At 34.7% G+C, this 16,991-nt stretch carries 18 protein-coding genes and 1 pseudogene; 3 read left to right on the forward strand and 16 right to left on the reverse strand.

Translation table 11 applies throughout. The features are described from left to right. Positions 1 to 27: 27 nt before the first annotated feature. The 7 genes from KPL54_RS20115 to KPL54_RS20145 form a co-directional block, all read right to left on the reverse strand. On the reverse strand, positions 28 to 1,416 hold the full coding sequence (locus KPL54_RS20115; RefSeq protein ID WP_216108321.1) for a DHA2 family efflux MFS transporter permease subunit: 1,389 nt from the start codon (positions 1,414 to 1,416) through the stop codon (positions 28 to 30). 75 nt (positions 1,417 to 1,491) lie between these two features. Next, positions 1,492 to 1,662, reverse strand: coding sequence for a hypothetical protein (locus tag KPL54_RS20120; RefSeq protein WP_216108322.1), 171 nt, complete (start codon positions 1,660 to 1,662; stop codon positions 1,492 to 1,494). A 33-nt stretch (positions 1,663 to 1,695) separates the two neighbouring features. Continuing rightward, positions 1,696 to 1,869, reverse strand: a complete 174-nt coding sequence (locus tag KPL54_RS20125; protein WP_216108323.1) for a hypothetical protein — start codon at positions 1,867 to 1,869, stop codon at positions 1,696 to 1,698. 240 nt (positions 1,870 to 2,109) lie between these two features. Next, a complete protein-coding gene (locus KPL54_RS20130; RefSeq protein ID WP_216108324.1) occupies positions 2,110 to 2,568 on the reverse strand; it encodes a nuclear transport factor 2 family protein in 459 nt (152 codons plus the stop codon). A gap of 455 nt (positions 2,569 to 3,023) precedes the next feature. Next, positions 3,024 to 4,076, reverse strand: coding sequence for a radical SAM/SPASM domain protein, ACGX system (gene acgM, locus KPL54_RS20135; protein ID WP_216108325.1), 1,053 nt, complete (start codon positions 4,074 to 4,076; stop codon positions 3,024 to 3,026). Between the two features lie 128 nt (positions 4,077 to 4,204). After that, positions 4,205 to 4,417 (reverse strand): ACGX-repeat peptide, encoded by a 213-nt coding sequence (acgA, locus tag KPL54_RS20140; RefSeq protein WP_216108326.1) that lies wholly within the window; start codon positions 4,415 to 4,417, stop codon positions 4,205 to 4,207. A 32-nt stretch (positions 4,418 to 4,449) separates the two neighbouring features. After that, entirely contained in the window at positions 4,450 to 5,019 is a 570-nt protein-coding gene (locus tag KPL54_RS20145; protein WP_216108327.1) for a flavin reductase family protein, read from the reverse strand. Between the two features lie 170 nt (positions 5,020 to 5,189). On the opposite strand from KPL54_RS20145, the gene KPL54_RS20150 reads away from it, so the two are divergent. Next, entirely contained in the window at positions 5,190 to 5,657 is a 468-nt protein-coding gene (locus KPL54_RS20150; RefSeq protein WP_216108328.1) for a YybH family protein, read from the forward strand. Positions 5,658 to 5,957: 300 nt separating this feature from the next. After that, on the forward strand, positions 5,958 to 6,170 hold the full coding sequence (locus KPL54_RS20155; RefSeq protein ID WP_216108329.1) for a hypothetical protein: 213 nt from the start codon (positions 5,958 to 5,960) through the stop codon (positions 6,168 to 6,170). A 758-nt stretch (positions 6,171 to 6,928) separates the two neighbouring features. On the opposite strand, the gene KPL54_RS20160 is transcribed toward KPL54_RS20155, so the two are convergent. The 5 genes from KPL54_RS20160 to KPL54_RS20180 all read right to left on the reverse strand — a co-directional run bounded on the left by KPL54_RS20160 (position 6,929) and on the right by KPL54_RS20180 (position 10,636). Then, positions 6,929 to 7,432: a hypothetical protein gene (locus KPL54_RS20160; protein WP_216108330.1), complete on the reverse strand. Its 504-nt coding sequence runs from the start codon at positions 7,430 to 7,432 to the stop codon at positions 6,929 to 6,931. A 153-nt stretch (positions 7,433 to 7,585) separates the two neighbouring features. Then, positions 7,586 to 7,738 carry a hypothetical protein gene (locus KPL54_RS20165; protein ID WP_216108331.1) on the reverse strand — a complete coding sequence of 51 codons (153 nt, stop codon included), beginning with the start codon at positions 7,736 to 7,738 and terminating at the stop codon, positions 7,586 to 7,588. A 168-nt stretch (positions 7,739 to 7,906) separates the two neighbouring features. Continuing rightward, on the reverse strand, positions 7,907 to 8,680 hold the full coding sequence (locus KPL54_RS20170; protein WP_216108332.1) for an SDR family NAD(P)-dependent oxidoreductase: 774 nt from the start codon (positions 8,678 to 8,680) through the stop codon (positions 7,907 to 7,909). A 235-nt stretch (positions 8,681 to 8,915) separates the two neighbouring features. Continuing rightward, positions 8,916 to 9,959 (reverse strand): HAMP domain-containing sensor histidine kinase, encoded by a 1,044-nt coding sequence (locus KPL54_RS20175; RefSeq protein WP_216108333.1) that lies wholly within the window; start codon positions 9,957 to 9,959, stop codon positions 8,916 to 8,918. 2 nt (positions 9,960 to 9,961) lie between these two features. Continuing rightward, on the reverse strand, positions 9,962 to 10,636 hold the full coding sequence (locus KPL54_RS20180; protein ID WP_216108334.1) for a response regulator transcription factor: 675 nt from the start codon (positions 10,634 to 10,636) through the stop codon (positions 9,962 to 9,964). Between the two features lie 275 nt (positions 10,637 to 10,911). On the opposite strand from KPL54_RS20180, the pseudogene KPL54_RS20185 reads away from it, so the two are divergent. Next, a pseudogene (locus KPL54_RS20185) lies at positions 10,912 to 11,266 on the forward strand (transposase); the annotation flags it as partial. Between the two features lie 810 nt (positions 11,267 to 12,076). Here the strand turns inward: KPL54_RS20185 and KPL54_RS20190 are convergent. The 4 genes from KPL54_RS20190 to KPL54_RS20205 form a co-directional block, all read right to left on the reverse strand. Then, positions 12,077 to 13,492 carry an amino acid permease gene (locus KPL54_RS20190; protein WP_216108335.1) on the reverse strand — a complete coding sequence of 472 codons (1,416 nt, stop codon included), beginning with the start codon at positions 13,490 to 13,492 and terminating at the stop codon, positions 12,077 to 12,079. 243 nt (positions 13,493 to 13,735) lie between these two features. Beyond that, a complete protein-coding gene (locus tag KPL54_RS20195; RefSeq protein ID WP_216108336.1) occupies positions 13,736 to 14,236 on the reverse strand; it encodes a hypothetical protein in 501 nt (166 codons plus the stop codon). Between the two features lie 90 nt (positions 14,237 to 14,326). Beyond that, a complete protein-coding gene (locus tag KPL54_RS20200) occupies positions 14,327 to 15,004 on the reverse strand; it encodes a hypothetical protein (RefSeq protein ID WP_216108337.1) in 678 nt (225 codons plus the stop codon). A 544-nt stretch (positions 15,005 to 15,548) separates the two neighbouring features. After that, on the reverse strand, positions 15,549 to 15,815 hold the full coding sequence (locus KPL54_RS20205) for a hypothetical protein (RefSeq protein ID WP_216108338.1): 267 nt from the start codon (positions 15,813 to 15,815) through the stop codon (positions 15,549 to 15,551). Positions 15,816 to 16,991 lie beyond the last annotated feature (1,176 nt).

A 16,991-nucleotide genomic window follows, 5' to 3' on the forward strand; every position in this document is an offset into this window, starting at 1 on the left:
CTGTTCCCTAAAAAGTATAAATTTAATTTAATTTCTGCCTTTTTTAAAATATAAGATAGAAATGATTAGTCCAATAATAATTAAAACTGATGATACTTCAAATGATATATTTACTCCATGAATACTAGCAAGTACTTGTGAAGTATTTTTATTATTCTTAGCTGCAGTTACCATAACAGTAACTAACATAGCAGTTCCAGCAGCGGCAACCATCTGACGGAGCGTATTTATAATAGCAGTGCCGTGTGAAATGTACTTTTCATCAAGTGAACTAAGACCCCATGTTGTAAGTGGCATTACAAGAAAAGCTAGTCCTATCATTCTAAAACAATACATAATTGATAGGTAAATTAATGGTGTATTAGAACTTAAAAATGACAAAGCAAGTGTTCCTACTAATAAAAAAATCATACCCGTTATAAATACACTACGTGCACCATACTTATCAAGTAAGTGACCAGTCAAAGGGTTTAATACAGCCAATAATAAGGAACCTGGTAGCATTAACAATCCAGAATAAAATGCAGAATAGCCACGCATTGACTGAACATAAATTGGAATTATGACAATTGCTGATATCAGTGCCATATAAGTGAGTAAAATTAAAATAATACTAACTGTAAAATTATGATTTTTAAATACCCTAAGTTCTAGTAATGGTGTCTTAATTTTAAATTGCCTTAGAGTAAAGACTAAAAGACATATAACTCCAATAACAAAAGGAAGATAGGTACTTACACTTATCCAACCATAACTTCCTTCATTTGTCACCCCAAGCATAATTCCGCAAAATCCCAGTGCATATAAAATAAGAGATAAGATATCTAAATTGCTTTTCATTGTAGTTCCAATATTCTCAAGTAAAAAATATGCAGAGATTATAACTAGTATAGAAATAAAGGTCAAAATGTAAAACAAACTTCTCCACCCGAAAGAATCTACCAGCAAACCAGATAATGTCGGACCTATTGTTGGAGAAAATCCAACAACGAGTCCGACTACACCCATAGCACGTCCTCTGCCTTCTATAGGGAATAACTTTAATACAACGACTTGCAGTAAGGGCATCATAACTCCAGCCCCAACAGCTTGAAGCATACGCGAAATTACCAGATAAATAAAGTTATTAGCGAACATCGAGATTATACAGCCTATTAGAAAAATAGACATAGAAAACATAAATAGTTTTCTTGTACTAAATCTATTAATTAAAAATGCAGTAGTAGCAGACATAATTCCCATAACCATCATATAAATTGTTGTAAGCCACTGGCCTATATTAGCCGTGACTTTAAAATCTCTCATTATACTAGGCAAAGCAGCAGATAATAAACTCATACTAAGTGAGCTTATAAAGGCGCCTATCATAATAACAGCTATAATTAAATTTCTTTTTTTACTACTTTCTAATTCCATTATATATTCCTACCTCCTATTTACGCATACACCATCGATATGGCGTGCTGATAATGCCATTTCACAAAATATATATTACCCATCCATTTTTTCTACAAGAATTTTCATATTATTCAGTGTTTCCTTTAACAATGTGAGATCATCTATATTAAATTTTTGCATACTTTTACAAAAGGCTGCTTTCATATTCTCTGTACGCTCTTGTAAAAAATCGTCTCCACTTTTAGTTAGCTCTAGATAGATCATTCTAAACCATTGTTTCCTTGCATAATCTGCCTCTCATCCATTAAGTTGTACCATTTGTGTAACTACTGAAGCTGAAGGAGTTATCGTTGCAGGTAGACTGATAAGTAAAATCATCTTTCCACCAGATACCAAATTTATCATTCCACTATATTTAATGATAATCAAAATGATAAATGGGAATATTATTATCTTAAAAATGGTAATCATACTAAAAACCCCAAATAATCTCCTGCGTTAAAACGTTCATTAATTGCCTTTTCATTTTTTAAAATTTTGTCAATAATAGCTTGCTGTCGAAAGTCATATTTTTTTCATGACAGTTATATAAAAACAGGCTGCCACAGAACATTTCAATGTGTTCAATGGCAGCCATCAGTTATGAACATAATAACTACTGATCTAATATCATAGTAAAAAACAGTGTGTAGTTTGAAAATCTCCTGATACTTAAACAACCACTTTCGGTTTTTTTACATTAGGGGAGAACGGTGTGATTAAAGCCCATGTAGAATGAATGACATGCCAGCCACTTGCGTCTTTCTGGAAAATCTCAATAACGTTGTAATGCATTTCAATCATAGAGGTGTCCGCATGAAGCTGGAAAGTCAGGATTGCTATATCTTCACCGAACTGAACTCTCGGAGCATGGAAATCGTAGCTATCAGCATGCATGTTTCCTTCGACGACAGTCTTCAGAAAATGTGCAACTTCTTCATAAGTATCTGCTCTCTCTTCAGTACCTGCATCAAAATAAGTGAAGTTGTCCTTGGACCAGAGATCTAGATAACCGGACATATCGCCTTTGAAAAACTTATCCAGTGCAACCTTTTCCATTCCTATAATTTCTTCTGCTAACTTCTGTTGCTCAGGTGTATAGCGTGCTTCATAAAATTTCTTATCTATCATTGTTTTACCTCTTTCTTTTTATAAATTATATACAAGACTAAAGAAAAATTATTATACATTATTTGATACTGGATACTTCCTTTAGAATTGTTGAAGTTGTATAATCATTTTAGCCCAACGAACAGAATGGGTAAAGGTTAAATCAAGACTTTTAGTGATACTTTTCGGACATTTATATAATTTTAGAATAAAGGGGTTTATATAACGGTATCTGTTCGTCCTCCTGTGTTTATAATTATGTTTTTTCTCCCTATCATTTGCCAGAATTATTTTTTACATTGCAGTATATTCATATTGTTCAAGTGTAGATGTGGTAATAGCCAGATGATCAAATCCAATGAGTAGTTCAGCAAATACCTAGTTATTGTATTTCATCTCGGCAACCTGCACCCCACTATGTTTTTGAAAAAAGATAACAAATAATTTCTACCTGTGTTGGTATACTATTCCATACACTACATTTCTTTGCTTTCTATATGACTCTTCCAACATTGAGGATCTTCCGCATAGAAACTTCCAAAGGTGCCTTTAGCCACTGCTGGACAACCCCTACACCATGCCAAAAGTTCACATTCGGTACATTTGGTGAACTTTTGATACTGCCTGTAATCCTCTACTTTACCAATCCACAGGTCCGCAAGGCGGTCATCAAATATATTCCCTACCTTTGATTCGGACACCCTGCGGCAGGCATATACCTCTCCGTCCGGCAAAATTGTCAGATGGCAATTTCCGCAGTTGCAGCCGCCATAAATCATTCCTTGCGTAGCATGTTCAGGAATTTCCCAAATGCCTTCTTCATACTCATACAGAGTCCAAAGATGATCCTTCCGATTGAACCAGGTCACACATGCGGGGTCATGTTCGTAAGATTTAAACTTTTTATAGCAAGCATCCAGCAGGTTTCGATATTCAAACGGCGCTATCCCAGTACTTTTTTCATCGCAGGTAGGAACATATCTGGCGAACGCGAATACATCAGCCTTATACTTCACCACAGTATCGATAATCTCTGGAACCTCTTTCATATTCTTATCGGACACCGTAGTCATGATAACCGCCTTGATCCCAGCATTTTTTATAACTGAAATTTTATTCAGCGTCTCATCAAAAGAACCTGGCTTGCGAAACCAGTCATGGGTTTCCCTCATGCCGTCAATGGATAGCTGATATTTTTCACAGCCACAGTCATGCAGTCTCTGGCAGACTGCTTCTGTCAAATGAAATGGGTTGCCCAGAATCGTAAAAGGTATCTGCTTTTCTTTTACCAGATCCATCAGTTTCCAGAAATCCGGATGTAGAATTGGATCTCCTCCTGTAATATATAAATATGGCAGTCTACCATATGTTTTACAAAAATCTTCTATGTTGATAATCGTTTTTTTCATATCTTTCCATTCCATAGAAATGATATTTTTTTTTGTATTCTCAGCAAAAATATAACAGTGCTTGCACCGTTGGTCACAATCTTCTGTAATATGCCATTGAAAAGCAAAATACTGTTTCATGTCATGTTCCTCCAAACTTTAACCACCAACCAGAAAATCTGCCATTGGTGATTTTTCGATATATTTAGTAAATAGAAAACCGCTGCCAATCACGACAACGGTTCTCCAGCTTATCTCGCAATATCCGATTACTTAGAACCGGCTCCACAAGCACTTCCACAAGCTGTAGGCTTCTGCTCCGGCTTTTCTTCCGGTGCTGCCGCACCACAAGCAGAACCGCAAGATGCGGGCTGTGGATCAGGCTTTTTCTCCGGTTCTGATGCACCACAGGCAGAACCACAAGATGCCGCTGCCATTTTCTCAGTTTCATTGTTCCATCCAGATAAATTGTTAAGTTTCATTTTTCTTTCCTCCTCATGATTTAAAAAATATATCAGATCAACTTCCGGCCTTCCTGGAAGCTCTGACCAACCTTTTCGCCGACGCAGTAATAGCCGGCCTTGAAATTGTCCCACACGATGGCGTGGAGTCTAGAAACGTCCATCTTTCCATCCTCGCCTAGCACATCTTCGTTTACCATCACATTTTTAATCTCTCCAAGAATGCGAAGTTCCTCTGGCCCCTTATCGATGCTCTTGAGCTCACACTCGATGGTCAGCGGATACTCATCGATTATAGGAGCATCCACATATGTGCTCTTTGTGGCATGGAAACCGGAATGTGCAAATTTATCCGAAACTTTGTAGCCGGACACAATCCCGAAATAATCGGATTCGGTCATAGTTTCCACAGTTGCCATAGCCACAGTAAACGCCTTACGCTTCATGATATTCTCCGTCGTTTTGTGGTTCTCCATAATATTGATTTCAACCAAGTTACTTGCACTCATAACGCCCCATGCCAGATTCATCACATCCACAGTACCATCATCGTTGTATGTACCAATCATCAACACTGGGGTTGGGAAAATAGCAGGCTTAATTCCTAAACTAACTTTTTTCATGCCTTTATTCCTCCTTATTAGATTTGTATTTGCCTTTCGGTATTTAGTGTACTACTTCTAAAATCCAAAACAAGTACGCAGTTTATTTTAACTTTGTATCAAAAAACGTACTACTTGACAATTTTTCTTTAGTTTTGTATTACGAAAGAAAAAATGAAAGAGGTAAAATAATGAGTAATAAGCAAGCTATTATAGATAAAATTTTAAAAAATGAAAAAGCAATTAATGAGCGTTGGAACGCAGGAGATTATTTTGGGTTTTTAGATTGTTATATTGACGATGTAACTTTTGTAGACCCCGGTATTCCTAGTATGTTTCAGAGTCGTGAAGAGGTTAGAAAAAAAATGGAGCTTAAATTTCCATATAAAGAATTTCCGATTGTAAAATCTGAATATTCTAATGAAAAAGTTGTAGTAAGCGATGGAGAGGATATGGCAGTTTTAACTTATAATCTTCATAATTATATACAAGGGAAAAATGGAAAGGTGTTACCATTACCGCTTTGGCATACCACAGAAGTTTATCAACTTATTCAAGGTGAGTGGAGAATAATTCATAATCATTGGTCTTTTGCACAAGTACCGGAATTGATGGAAAGTGTACAGGCTATTTTTACTGAATTGGCAAAAGAAGATTAAGTTAAAAAAATTGATTTATAAAATTAGGTAATAAAAAGTTTGGCTCAGAATGTAAATTTTTGAGCCAAGCTTTTTTTATAGTTTTTTTCCAACGGTATAAGCACGTTTTAATGTCGGATGCTCTTTAATGTCATCTCGGTCAGTGACACCTCCTGCAAATATGGTTTCAACTAGATAAGCTTTTTCAAAGCAACGCACCCGGTTATAAAATAAATACAAAAATAATGGTATATTATGGTATAATTGATTCAAAATCCTTATGTGCTTCTATTTTATTACATTAAGGGAGAAGAATTAATTATGCATATAAAAGTAAATAAGGATGATCTATATAAATCAACAGCAGTAGAACTGTATAAAATGCTTTTAATATCTGAGAATGATATCAAAAAATTCATATGTACAAATGTATTTATTGAAAACGGTTTATATGGATTACTTGGAATACTTTATAATGGTTCTCCGTTTAAAGCAATAAATGCAGTATACCCAGGTAGATTTAACCCCTGGTAAATAACCCATGCACCTAATAAATATTGGACAACAGAAATGAAAGAAGGAAACAAAACACCGATATATTCAATAAATTTTTTGAATATATCGGCGTTTTGGTAATATATATCTTAACGTATAAAGTCCGCGTACTCCCAAGGCTCTATGTCAACCACATTTCTTATTTGAGGTGCAGCCAACAAAACCCACGCTAAGGAATAGAGTCCCATAAACCTTCGTTTGATTTACCGCCTCATATAGGTACAATACGGTTATTCTAGTTACAAATATTATGTATTAATATGGTAATCCTATTGCCGTTTCTGTCCCGTTACTACACAACCCCCGATCTGCGGCCATTTTACTAATAATTTCAGACAGTTTATCTTTCACAAAACTTGGATAATCAATCATAATAACCTCCTTGAGAATGTCTCTAATCAAGGGGCTTCGCCACATTTTTCTGACTACTTGTCAAGCTTTATTTTGATTTTTGTATATTTTTTTCTGTAATTTTCTGCAAAAAAAAAAGAGCAGGGTACGTTTTCTGTACTCTACTCTTCTTTTGAATTTAATTACACATGTCTTAGCTTAATGACATTGCTGTAAGTACTAGTACTTACAAAGTTTCTTTTTTTCTGGATCTGGCTATAGAAACTTTCTCGAAAGCCTTCTGATTACAAGACAGCAAGTCAATGATTCTATTTGTTTATTTTATGTTTGCATAACCATATTCACAGCTTCTTATTAGCCTCTATAGGACCATTGCGAGTTCTTCTCTAAATGAAATGCACACCAGTCAATTCTTCTGATATATTCCACAATCTTCCCGCAACCTCAATATCATGGGAAGCTTCACTTGATTGAACCTTTGTAGGAAGTCCCCTGGACTCTTGAAAACCAGAAGAACCTATATAGTTTCCGCCTGATATATCATCACCTGTAGCTGCATAAATTTCCGGCAGCGCGCCCATTTTAGCTGACTGTGCACTAAGATAATATAATCTTAGCCACATGGCAACTTTGGATTGTGACATCTCCGGGCCACCATAAAGAAGGTTTAATTTTACAGTGCCAGGGCGGCATGCTACAGGTTTCACATGTAACCCGCTTGCTTTTATCCTTCGATTCATCTCATAAGTGAAAAGAAGATTGGCAAGCTTTGATCTTCCATATGCATTTTGAAGATTATTGAGCCCTTGAATATCATCGAATCGTATGGCAGTGTCTCCTATTTTATGCCCGTTGCTGCTTACTGTTACAATCCTTGGCGATGGGGACATGACTATTTTCTCGAACAGTAATCCAGTAAGTGCAAAATGACCAAGATGATTAATACCGAAATGCATCTCAAAGCCATCCTTGGTTTCACAGTAATTTTTATACGGTATGGCCATAATACCTGCATTATTACACCGCTGCCCTTTTCCTCATTTCTACATGCCATTACGTGCAAAGGCACGTGCAGCCTCAAAACCTATTCCACTGTTGGCTCCAGTAATGATGAAGTTTTTTCCCTCAAGTCGCGGAAGGTTGTCTAAAGACCAGGCAGATTTTTTAGTATCTTTTGTGTTATTAACCTTATTCATAGTAGCCCTACTTTCTAATTATTGATATGTTTTTTTCACAAAATCAGTTAAGTAGACACTGAGTAAATTCAGTTTTGTGTGTTTTCAAACTGCACTTTTCTTTAAAAGTCCACCCTACTCCAGAAATGGAATACTTAAATATAATTATGGCGATAAAAAGTATTCTGTTTATCTGTGAATTGACGTACCGCCTTCGGCGCAAATGTCCTGGCCCGTGATCCAATGACTGTCCTCCGATGCAAGGAACACGAACACTGGTGTCAAATCCTTATATGGGTCCCCCGGACGCCCAAAGACGTTTTGGGACAACCCGATAGCAAAATACTCCTTCACATGGTCCGGAAAATCCGAATCGATCTCACCAGACATTTTATCCGTCAGTACAGCGGGGTACACGTTATTGACCCTGATACCGTATTTACCAAATTCTATAGCCACGGTCCGAGTAAGGCTAGTGATCGCTCCTTTTACCGCACCATATCCAGCAAAGCCGATCGCACCGTCTTGAGTACTAGAGCCAAGATTAATAATCGAGCCACCGTTATCCTTCATCATCTTAAAGCACAATTGCATCAGCTGCCAGGTGGGATAAAAACCAGTTTTCAACGGAAGCTCAAAGAACTCTTCAAATGTCTGCTCCATGAAAGGGACTCCAATTTTTACTGAAATACCGTTATTAACCAATACGTCCACCCGGCCGAATTTTGCCTCAATGGCGTCCACAAAAGCAACGATATCTGAATGCTCGGAAAGATTACAGAACATAGCCAAAACTTCTGCGCCTTTCTCTTCGCAAATGCGTTTTGTCATCATCAGTCGTTCTTCGGACCAATCGCAGATTGCAAGCTTAGCCCCTTCTTCGGCAAAACGGATAGCGACTTGCTTTCCGATACCTGCGCTGCATCCGGTGATGACGCAGACTTTTCCATCTAATTTACCCATATTAAATCTCTCCCTTTTCTTTTTTTTATTACTAAATAGGCATATCGCGATAACCCAAATTGAACACTCATGCTATCAAAATCAATGTCATACTTAGAATATCAATATTATATCAAAGCATTGTTTCAGGTTCGTAAACTTATCTATCAAATCTGTTCACCTTTAGGTTACCTTGCAAAAAAACAAGCAAAACCATAGTAATTGGTTTTGCTCATCTAAGTTATTGGTATCAGCCTTATTGAGGTAAAATGACAACGAATTCGCTTCCTGTACCCAACTCACTTGTTACATAAATACTACCGTCACACAATTCGACTATCCGTTTTACTATAGATAGTCCAAGCCCCAAGCCTTGCCCAGCATGGGAAGAATCGCCTTGATAATAAGGGTCAAAGAGGCGCTCCAAAGCTTCTTCTTTTATTCCTTCTCCGGTATCCGCTATTTTAATACGGATATTTTCTTTGTCCTCAGTTAAAACGGCCGATATCTCGCCCCCTATCGGCGTAAATTTTATTGCATTTCCAAGTAAATTCAACCACAAGTGCTGCATTAGTTCCTTATTCCCTCTAAACATTACCGGCGGGAAATCTCCACTGAATTCTATTTTTTTCTCCAGCCACTGCTTTGAAAGAATAATAGAACATTGCTTCAGTTGGTCGCTTAAAGAATAGACCTCAACATCCGTTACAATCTGTTGTGTTTTCAGTTTTGATAACAGCATAGTACTGCTTGCGAGATTTGAGAGCCTTGATGATTCCTCTACTATAATTTCTAAATATTTAGTCTGTTCTTCTCGTGACAAATCCTTTTCAAGCAAAAGCGAAGCAAATCCGTTAATCGAAGCGATCGGTGTTTTAAATTCGTGAGAATAATTATTGATAAAGTCGTTCTTCAGCATTTGAATGCTTTGAAGCTCCTCACTCATCTTATTAAAGTTTTCATATACTTCAATCATTGGGTCTTTTTTTCGGATGGTAATTTTGGTGTTAAAATCGCCTTCCACAATCTTTTGTATTCCTTGTGATAAGGTTTTAACCTCATTCAACCGGCGGTTATAAATTGCTATATTCGTAGTAAGTGAGACAATAACCAATGCGACAAATGTACCTAAGGTTTCATAAGCGGCACTTTCATAGATATCTTTAATCTTGATAACATCTCTAACTATCCAAGTCATATGCATATAAGCTGCCATCGCAGTAAATATAAGCAGAAACGATTGAAATATAATTTGTGGAACAAATCTTCTTGTGAATCGCATGGTAGGCTTTTTTTTCATAATCACTCCTCCACGATATCTGCTTTGTATCCTAACCCTTTGATAGTAATGATATTGAAGCTGCTTATGTTCTTCAATTTGTTTCGTATTCTGCTTATATGTGTTTTTACAGTATCTTCACCGCTTTCGGAGTTCATGCCCCAAATACTGTCAAGCAACTGTTCCTTTGAAAAAATCCGGTCAGGATAAGAGAGCAGCTTAAACAGAAGATCAAACTCTTTCTTTGGGAATTCAATGTATTCCGAATCTGTATAAACACTATATTTTTCCGAATCAACGGTTGCTTGGCCAATTACAATTCTCTTGTCCTTGGCAATATTAGCTCGTCTAAGCAACGCGTCAACTCTCCAGATGAGCTCATTGCTGCTGAACGGTTTTGTCATGTAATCATTTGTTCCTAAGTAAAATCCATGTTGCTTGTCGTCAAGTGATTCCTTCGCAGTCAAAAGAAGAAACGGTGTTATATTGCCTTCCTCCCGAATTGTTTTCAAAAGCTCATAACCATCCATTCGCGGCATCATGATGTCTGCTATAATAAGATCAATGTTCCCAGTGTGAGTTAACTCCAAAGCCTCCACACCATCACAGGCACAAACCACATTATACCGATCCTCTAATCTGGCAACAGTAAGCAACCGCATATTTTTTTCGTCTTCAACAATTAATATCGTAGCCATATTTACATCTCCCATTAATTAAGAACTACTAAATACTACCCTATTTTCATTATAACTATCAGAGGTAACTATGTCGTAAATTTTTATCAACAAATTTGTTTACGTTTAGTTTACGTTGTAAAATGTTTTATATCTCTCACTGGATTCAAGTACCTTTTCCATCAACTTGTCTCCTCGCATAATATTTTTATATTATGCGTTTGCAAAACGCCACAAGCCTTGATTTTCAAGGCATTTATCTTTACTAAAACAGAATACCATACTAACAGCTCTCTTTGGTAGATATTTTTGCAGATTGTCAAAATAAATTTGATGAGAACAAACCTGCGTTTCTATCTTTACTCGAATCTCACATTGACCTTGATGAACCTATTCCTGTTTCTTTTCGAAACCATTTCTATGCATCAACGGGCAGAACCAGTAAATACCGGTTAAATACTCTTCTTTGGGCTCTAATTATCCAAAGAATCTTCTCTATCCCAACTGGCCAGTTGCTACTAACTTTCCTGTGGTATTCCAAACCACTTCGAAAATTCTGTGGTTTTGCAAAAGTTCCTGACGCTTCAAAAATCACTCGTTTAAACAGGATTTTCTTAATGATTTGAGATTCTCTTCGAAAATCTTGTTGATGGGTATTTTTGCCCATCCCCCCGAAAAAGGGGAATAGGCAAAACACTAATTTGCTAATCGCTGGAATATAGCCATTCCCAAACCAATTGCCTATATTTATATTTCAAAACATGTACTATACATTTGACATATGTCAGAAATAAATAAGATGTACTTATGACACATAAAAACAACGAATAAGGACTATTTCAAAAAGTGTACTTTTTGAAATAGTCCTTATTCCCCCTTTTGGAGGGGTTGGGCAAAAACACCCAAAATGCATATAAATAATTTATTTGTATTTTAAATTTATAATTCCATACCATTAAGTATATCTTTAAGCTTCTTTAAGTCCTCTAGGGGTAGGGCTCTCAATTTGTGCAAAAGTACCGTTAAGAAAATTTGACTAACATTTAAGTAAATATATACTAAATGTAGTGGGATCCTTAAAAATTCTAATGTAATAAAATACAATAAATATTACATTAGGTAATCAGCTCGTAACCCTTGATAGTACTTGATTATCAAAGGAGTTAAAACTATTTTAAATTAACTTTATAGTTTTAATGTAATGTTTTAGTCCAAACTCTCACTAAAATATTACATTAATAATTTACTACATAAAAATATTAAAAACGTAATGTTTTTATGTAAAATATATCTTGGAACATATTAAAAAGCCTTATTTAGTATTGCGTTTTACAGCAACTTGAAAATATGTTAATTGATTTTCCTTAACGTGACGTTTGCACGAAAAGAGAGCACTACCCCCTATAGTGGTAAATTAACGATACTGCAACCTGGATAAGTTTAACTAAGATTCAACGATGTTTAATCACAATCAGAATCAAGGTTCAGTAGATTTGTATTCCTATTCTTGTCATCTTCTTGTATGCGTTTGTCAATTCCCAATACGTAATAGCTTACTGCCATTAGTCCTAAGAAAACAATTCCAACAATGAGAGATGCTCGTGTTTCATTATTAAGCCACATGCCAATTAACACCATTATTAGGAACCCTATTGTTACATAGTTTGAAACTGGTGAAAAAGGCATTTTGAACGGATGGCTATCTGTTAAAGCTCCTTGTTCCTTTCTGAATTTGATATGACTGATTAGAATGACAAACCAAGGAACCATACCAGGAAGTACACTTGCACTATAAACATACACGAATATATTTTTAGGTGCCATATAACTTAAAATCACTCCGATTAAAAGTCCAATTACCACACCAAATGTACCAACCACTGGCACACCACTTTTTGTTACTTTTCTAAAGAACTTTGGACCTTGCCCATTTACTCCTAATGTATAAACCATACGTCCTGCACTATAGATACCACTGTTACATCCTGAAAGAGCAGCTGTGACACACACGAAATTAATAATTCCGGCTGCTGCTGTAATTCCGGCTTTTGAAAAAGTAGCTACAAATGGGCTTCCAATTCCACCTAATTGATTCCAAGGATAAACAGTTACAATAACAAAAATTGCTCCACAATAGAAAATCAAAATACGGCCTATTAAAGTTTGAATTGCTTTAGTTAACGTTGTTTGCGGATCTTGTGCTTCACCTGCTGTAATTCCAATAAGTTCAACCCCTTGATAAGATGCAGCAACTAGTGATAGAGAAAAGAAGAAGCCCTTAAAACCACCTCCAAAAAAACCACCATTTTTCCAAAGATTTGAAAATCCAATTGCTTTGCCGCCGTTACCAATTCCAAACAAAATCAAGCCCAATCCAACGGCAATCATAAATATAATGGTTACAACTTTAATAAGTGAAAACCAAAATTCAAATTCACCAAATGATTTTACAGATACTAAATTTACTGTTGTTAATACAATCATTGCAATTAAACCTGGAACCCAAGTAGGAAGACTTGGAAACCAATACTGCATATAAGCACCAACAGCAATAACTTCAGACATACCCACAATCACCCATTGGAAACAGGTGCTCCAAGCAGTTAAATATCCTACTAAAGGATGAATATATTTATAACCAAATGTTGCAAAGGAACCTGTGGTTGGCTCTACATACAACATTTCCCCCATGGCACGCATAATAAAAAAAATGAATATACCTACAAGTGCATATGATAACATTACAGATGGGCCTGTCCATAAAATTGTACTTTTTGAACCCATGAATAAACCTACACCAATTGTACCTCCCAAGGCAATCATCATTATCTGACGGCTCGACAACCCACGGCTTAATTCTCCCTTTTCCTTTTCCATTTACATTTCCTCCTTATTTAGTTTGGTAGTGTAAATTTTTTTACACTACTTATTTGGTTTTTTCTTTATATATCAACGGTTACAGAATTTTTTAGACACAAAAAACAATGACCCCCTTAATTGTTTGCTCCATCCCATAATCTTCTTTTAATCTCTTCTTATGCAATCATACTTATGCCTTCAAATATTTCGTTTTTTTACACGCTTATAGCCGTTTTTGCTTCCATTACTATCTATACCCCCTTACTTCCTAAAATCACTAAGCTCCAAAACCGTACTCTCTCCACGATCCTCTTCCTCCATATTATCCAATCTTTCCACCAGCGCCCCTATCATAACAACCATCTCATGCTTACTATATTCCCTATCATCAAAACCCTTTGCCGTTCCATAAACCTTTTTATAAAGTTTCTTCGCATACTTTAATTGTTTATCAGTAGCTGGCTCCGTTTTCTGTTTTTTAACTCTCTCCACAGCATTACCCTTTAACTTAGCTATCTTTTTAACGTACCTCTCTTCAAATACCTTTTTAATATCATCTAAGAGCTCACCATCTACATCAAATCTCTCATTTGTAATTCTCTTAACATACTGCAGCTTTCCTTCTACATCTTCAAATTTATCTTTAAACCAATAATTAAAGACAGAATCAAAAACATCATCCTCAGAGATTCCTTTTAGAGATGTAGTTATACTACCACTAATGCTAAGCTTCCATTTTTGTTCTAAATCGACATAAAACATAATAATACCTCCCATAAATAACCGATCCCCCAATAAAGAAAAAAAGGAACCAGATTACACCCATAATCTTATCCGAACGTTTCAGTACACTTAATTGATATGTTTACTTGAATATTTTTTTATTGTATTTATACTAAATTTTAATTCTTTAGCTATCTGTGCGTATATCAGTCCTTTTTCTTTTAATTTCTTTATAGCTTCTATTTTTTCTAATTTAGCCTTTTCTCTTTTAGTTAATCCCTCTTGATCTCTTCTCTTAATTTCTTTTGTATTAATAATAGTTTTAAGAATCTTCATTTCATCTTCAATAATGTTTAAAAGACCTATAAGCGTTGTATTTTTATAGTTATAACCCTTATATTTATATCCAGATCTATTTTTCTTTTTATCATCGCCATCTTTAATCTCAATTTTTAATTGCTCTACATCTTTATTTTCGAATTCATTCTCTAGCCACTCCTTATATGCTTTTTCTGCTTGCGAGGTTTGACTTCTAACTTCACTTTCAGGTAATGGACATATAAAAGCTCTATTAAATTCTAAAGTGTCCTCTAATGCCTTTTTAAGGTCATTAGTAAAACAACAGGCTAAGTATCTATATAAAAAACATATAGGCTCTCTTTGGCTTTTTTCTACTAACTCACCGTTTTCATCTCTGCAGTATCCTTCTCTAAAATTCTGAATCTCTACTATGTCCATAAGCCTTGCATGGTGAAGACTATAAAGATTAAATAGTTCCTGTAAGCCTAGATACTCTAGCTGCATCAATTGATTTAGCATCATCATTTTCATGCAAAAGATTTATTTGCATTTGAGCCTGGGATACTTATGAACTATTAACCACATCATCTATTGGCACTATAGTTAGATTTCTTATAATCTCACTTAAGTCGCCAATATGTATTTTCTCGGCCAACATAAAAAAGCCCTCCTATTTTTTAGTAACCCAAATAAGAGTGCTGCATTATACCAATTAATCATCACCTTCGGTGCTGACTTTATTTAACTTATACATAGCTTGACTATTCGTGACGAATATATTAAACTAAGTATATAAATTAAATAAAATATTTAAAGATATAACTTTCCTATTCGGGAAGTTATCAGGATTTATGAAACTCTTGAATTAAAGCGACCAAACTTTTAGGATTCAAGAGTTGTTTCATTTTTTGGATATATATAAACCATGATTACTTTCTATTTGTAAATAATTGTATTTTTATTTTGTTTTTTGTAATTTTATTTGTTTTAATTCTACTATAAATTACCTATAATTTCAAATTTTTATAATATATAGTCAATTCCTATCAAATTATCGTTTATATTTGTTTACAAACTCCACTAAAGCCAGTGCTATAAGGTCCTTTTGAGTTTCTTTTTGCCCCTTGCAAAATGAAACAAATTCATCAAGTACTATTTTATAGGTTTTTACACTTCTGCTTATAACCTCACCTTTGAGCATATGATTGTTAAGATCTATTTCAGGTACATCTATTATATTCTCATTACCTTTTTTATTTTTGTACCATTGAATCATTTCTTCAATTTCAGGATACTCACTTTTTATAGCATTTTTCACTGTTTCTGTAACTTCTGTTTTAACTACCACTGAAGTATTATTATTGTCTTTTTCAATAGGTGTTGCTTTAGTGTTACTTTGTAGTTCCTTAAGAAATGTTTCTTGGTAGTTCTTTTTTAATACCTGATGTATATCCTTATTTTCACTTGGCGTTACTCATCGCCCTATCCCACCTTATATGTAACACCTTATAAACACTTTTGAGTTACTTATAATTATATAATATCATAAAATTAAAATGCTATGTTTATTGATTTTATTTATTCACTTATAAAACAATTTTTTATTCAAAAAATTTCTTAGTGTTGCTTTGGTGTTTATTTATAGTTGCTTATAAGCACCGCTTACATCCCTTTGTTTACAACAAATATAGAATTAGCATCACTCTTTATAAACATGTCCGAAGCTTAGCATAGGGCGCATATATCATTATATTAAATTACTAATTACTACAAATAAAAATAAATAAGTCTTCCTCATTTAGAAAAATAAATTTTTATTTTTTATCTAGTTCTCTAAATTTCACTTGTCCGACCAGATAGGTGAGGCCATTAGTAACCTATTAAATTTGATACAAAATAAAATGGGATATCACCAACCTTTCCGACAGTCCCCATTTTAAGACATAAAATGGATATAAACCGTTCCAAAAATAAAAAGAGCATTTCTGCTCTTGATGGGGGTAGTGATCGCAAAACGCGGGAAATATACGTTAAGACAGTTATTACCAAAAATATATTTTATCAAAACATTCTGAGTTAGAACTAATACTAAATAGTTCTAACTCGAAAAAACATATAACATAAGTGTAAAGCATTGATATATAGGGTTTAATCACTAAATGATAAAGCTCTTATTGTTTTGTTTAAAACAAGTTAGTTAAAGTACAATTATAGTATTGATAATGCTAACTAAAATAGTAATGAAAAATATTAAATTAATACTAGTATATTTGATATGGGGGTAGCATACGCAAAAATGATATTTCGTAAGTTAAGGAAACTAAAATGCCATAAATGTAAATACTTTACTCGTTAATTAATGGTAATAATAGTATAATTAAATAAATGTTTTGTGTCGCAACAGTAAAATACTTGTACCTTACGTAGCGTAATCATTTATACTTCTTTTATAGAATATAAAATGAACTAATACAGGGGGTAAGTATGAATATTA

Origin of the sequence: Clostridium estertheticum (genome assembly GCF_018861295.1) — a bacterium.
Classification (GTDB): Bacteria; Bacillota; Clostridia; order Clostridiales; family Clostridiaceae; genus Clostridium_AD; species Clostridium_AD estertheticum_D.

Bases quoted from the DNA above. Each gene is read 5' to 3' on its own strand.
- KPL54_RS20115 (WP_216108321.1), bottom strand. From the start codon at position 1,416: ATGGAATTAGAAAGTAGTAAAAAAAGAAATTTAATTATAGCTGTTATT.
- KPL54_RS20120 (WP_216108322.1), bottom strand. From the start codon at position 1,662: ATGATCTATCTAGAGCTAACTAAAAGTGGAGACGATTTTTTACAAGAG.
- KPL54_RS20125 (WP_216108323.1), bottom strand. From the start codon at position 1,869: ATGATTACCATTTTTAAGATAATAATATTCCCATTTATCATTTTGATT.
- KPL54_RS20130 (WP_216108324.1), bottom strand. From the start codon at position 2,568: ATGATAGATAAGAAATTTTATGAAGCACGCTATACACCTGAGCAACAG.
- acgM (WP_216108325.1), bottom strand. From the start codon at position 4,076: ATGAAACAGTATTTTGCTTTTCAATGGCATATTACAGAAGATTGTGAC.
- acgA (WP_216108326.1), bottom strand. From the start codon at position 4,417: ATGAAACTTAACAATTTATCTGGATGGAACAATGAAACTGAGAAAATG.
- KPL54_RS20145 (WP_216108327.1), bottom strand. From the start codon at position 5,019: ATGAAAAAAGTTAGTTTAGGAATTAAGCCTGCTATTTTCCCAACCCCA.
- KPL54_RS20150 (WP_216108328.1), top strand. From the start codon at position 5,190: ATGAGTAATAAGCAAGCTATTATAGATAAAATTTTAAAAAATGAAAAA.
- KPL54_RS20155 (WP_216108329.1), top strand. From the start codon at position 5,958: ATGCATATAAAAGTAAATAAGGATGATCTATATAAATCAACAGCAGTA.
- KPL54_RS20160 (WP_216108330.1), bottom strand. From the start codon at position 7,432: ATGTCCCCATCGCCAAGGATTGTAACAGTAAGCAGCAACGGGCATAAA.
- KPL54_RS20165 (WP_216108331.1), bottom strand. From the start codon at position 7,738: ATGAATAAGGTTAATAACACAAAAGATACTAAAAAATCTGCCTGGTCT.
- KPL54_RS20170 (WP_216108332.1), bottom strand. From the start codon at position 8,680: ATGGGTAAATTAGATGGAAAAGTCTGCGTCATCACCGGATGCAGCGCA.
- KPL54_RS20175 (WP_216108333.1), bottom strand. From the start codon at position 9,959: ATGAAAAAAAAGCCTACCATGCGATTCACAAGAAGATTTGTTCCACAA.
- KPL54_RS20180 (WP_216108334.1), bottom strand. From the start codon at position 10,636: ATGGCTACGATATTAATTGTTGAAGACGAAAAAAATATGCGGTTGCTT.
- KPL54_RS20190 (WP_216108335.1), bottom strand. From the start codon at position 13,492: ATGGAAAAGGAAAAGGGAGAATTAAGCCGTGGGTTGTCGAGCCGTCAG.
- KPL54_RS20195 (WP_216108336.1), bottom strand. From the start codon at position 14,236: ATGTTTTATGTCGATTTAGAACAAAAATGGAAGCTTAGCATTAGTGGT.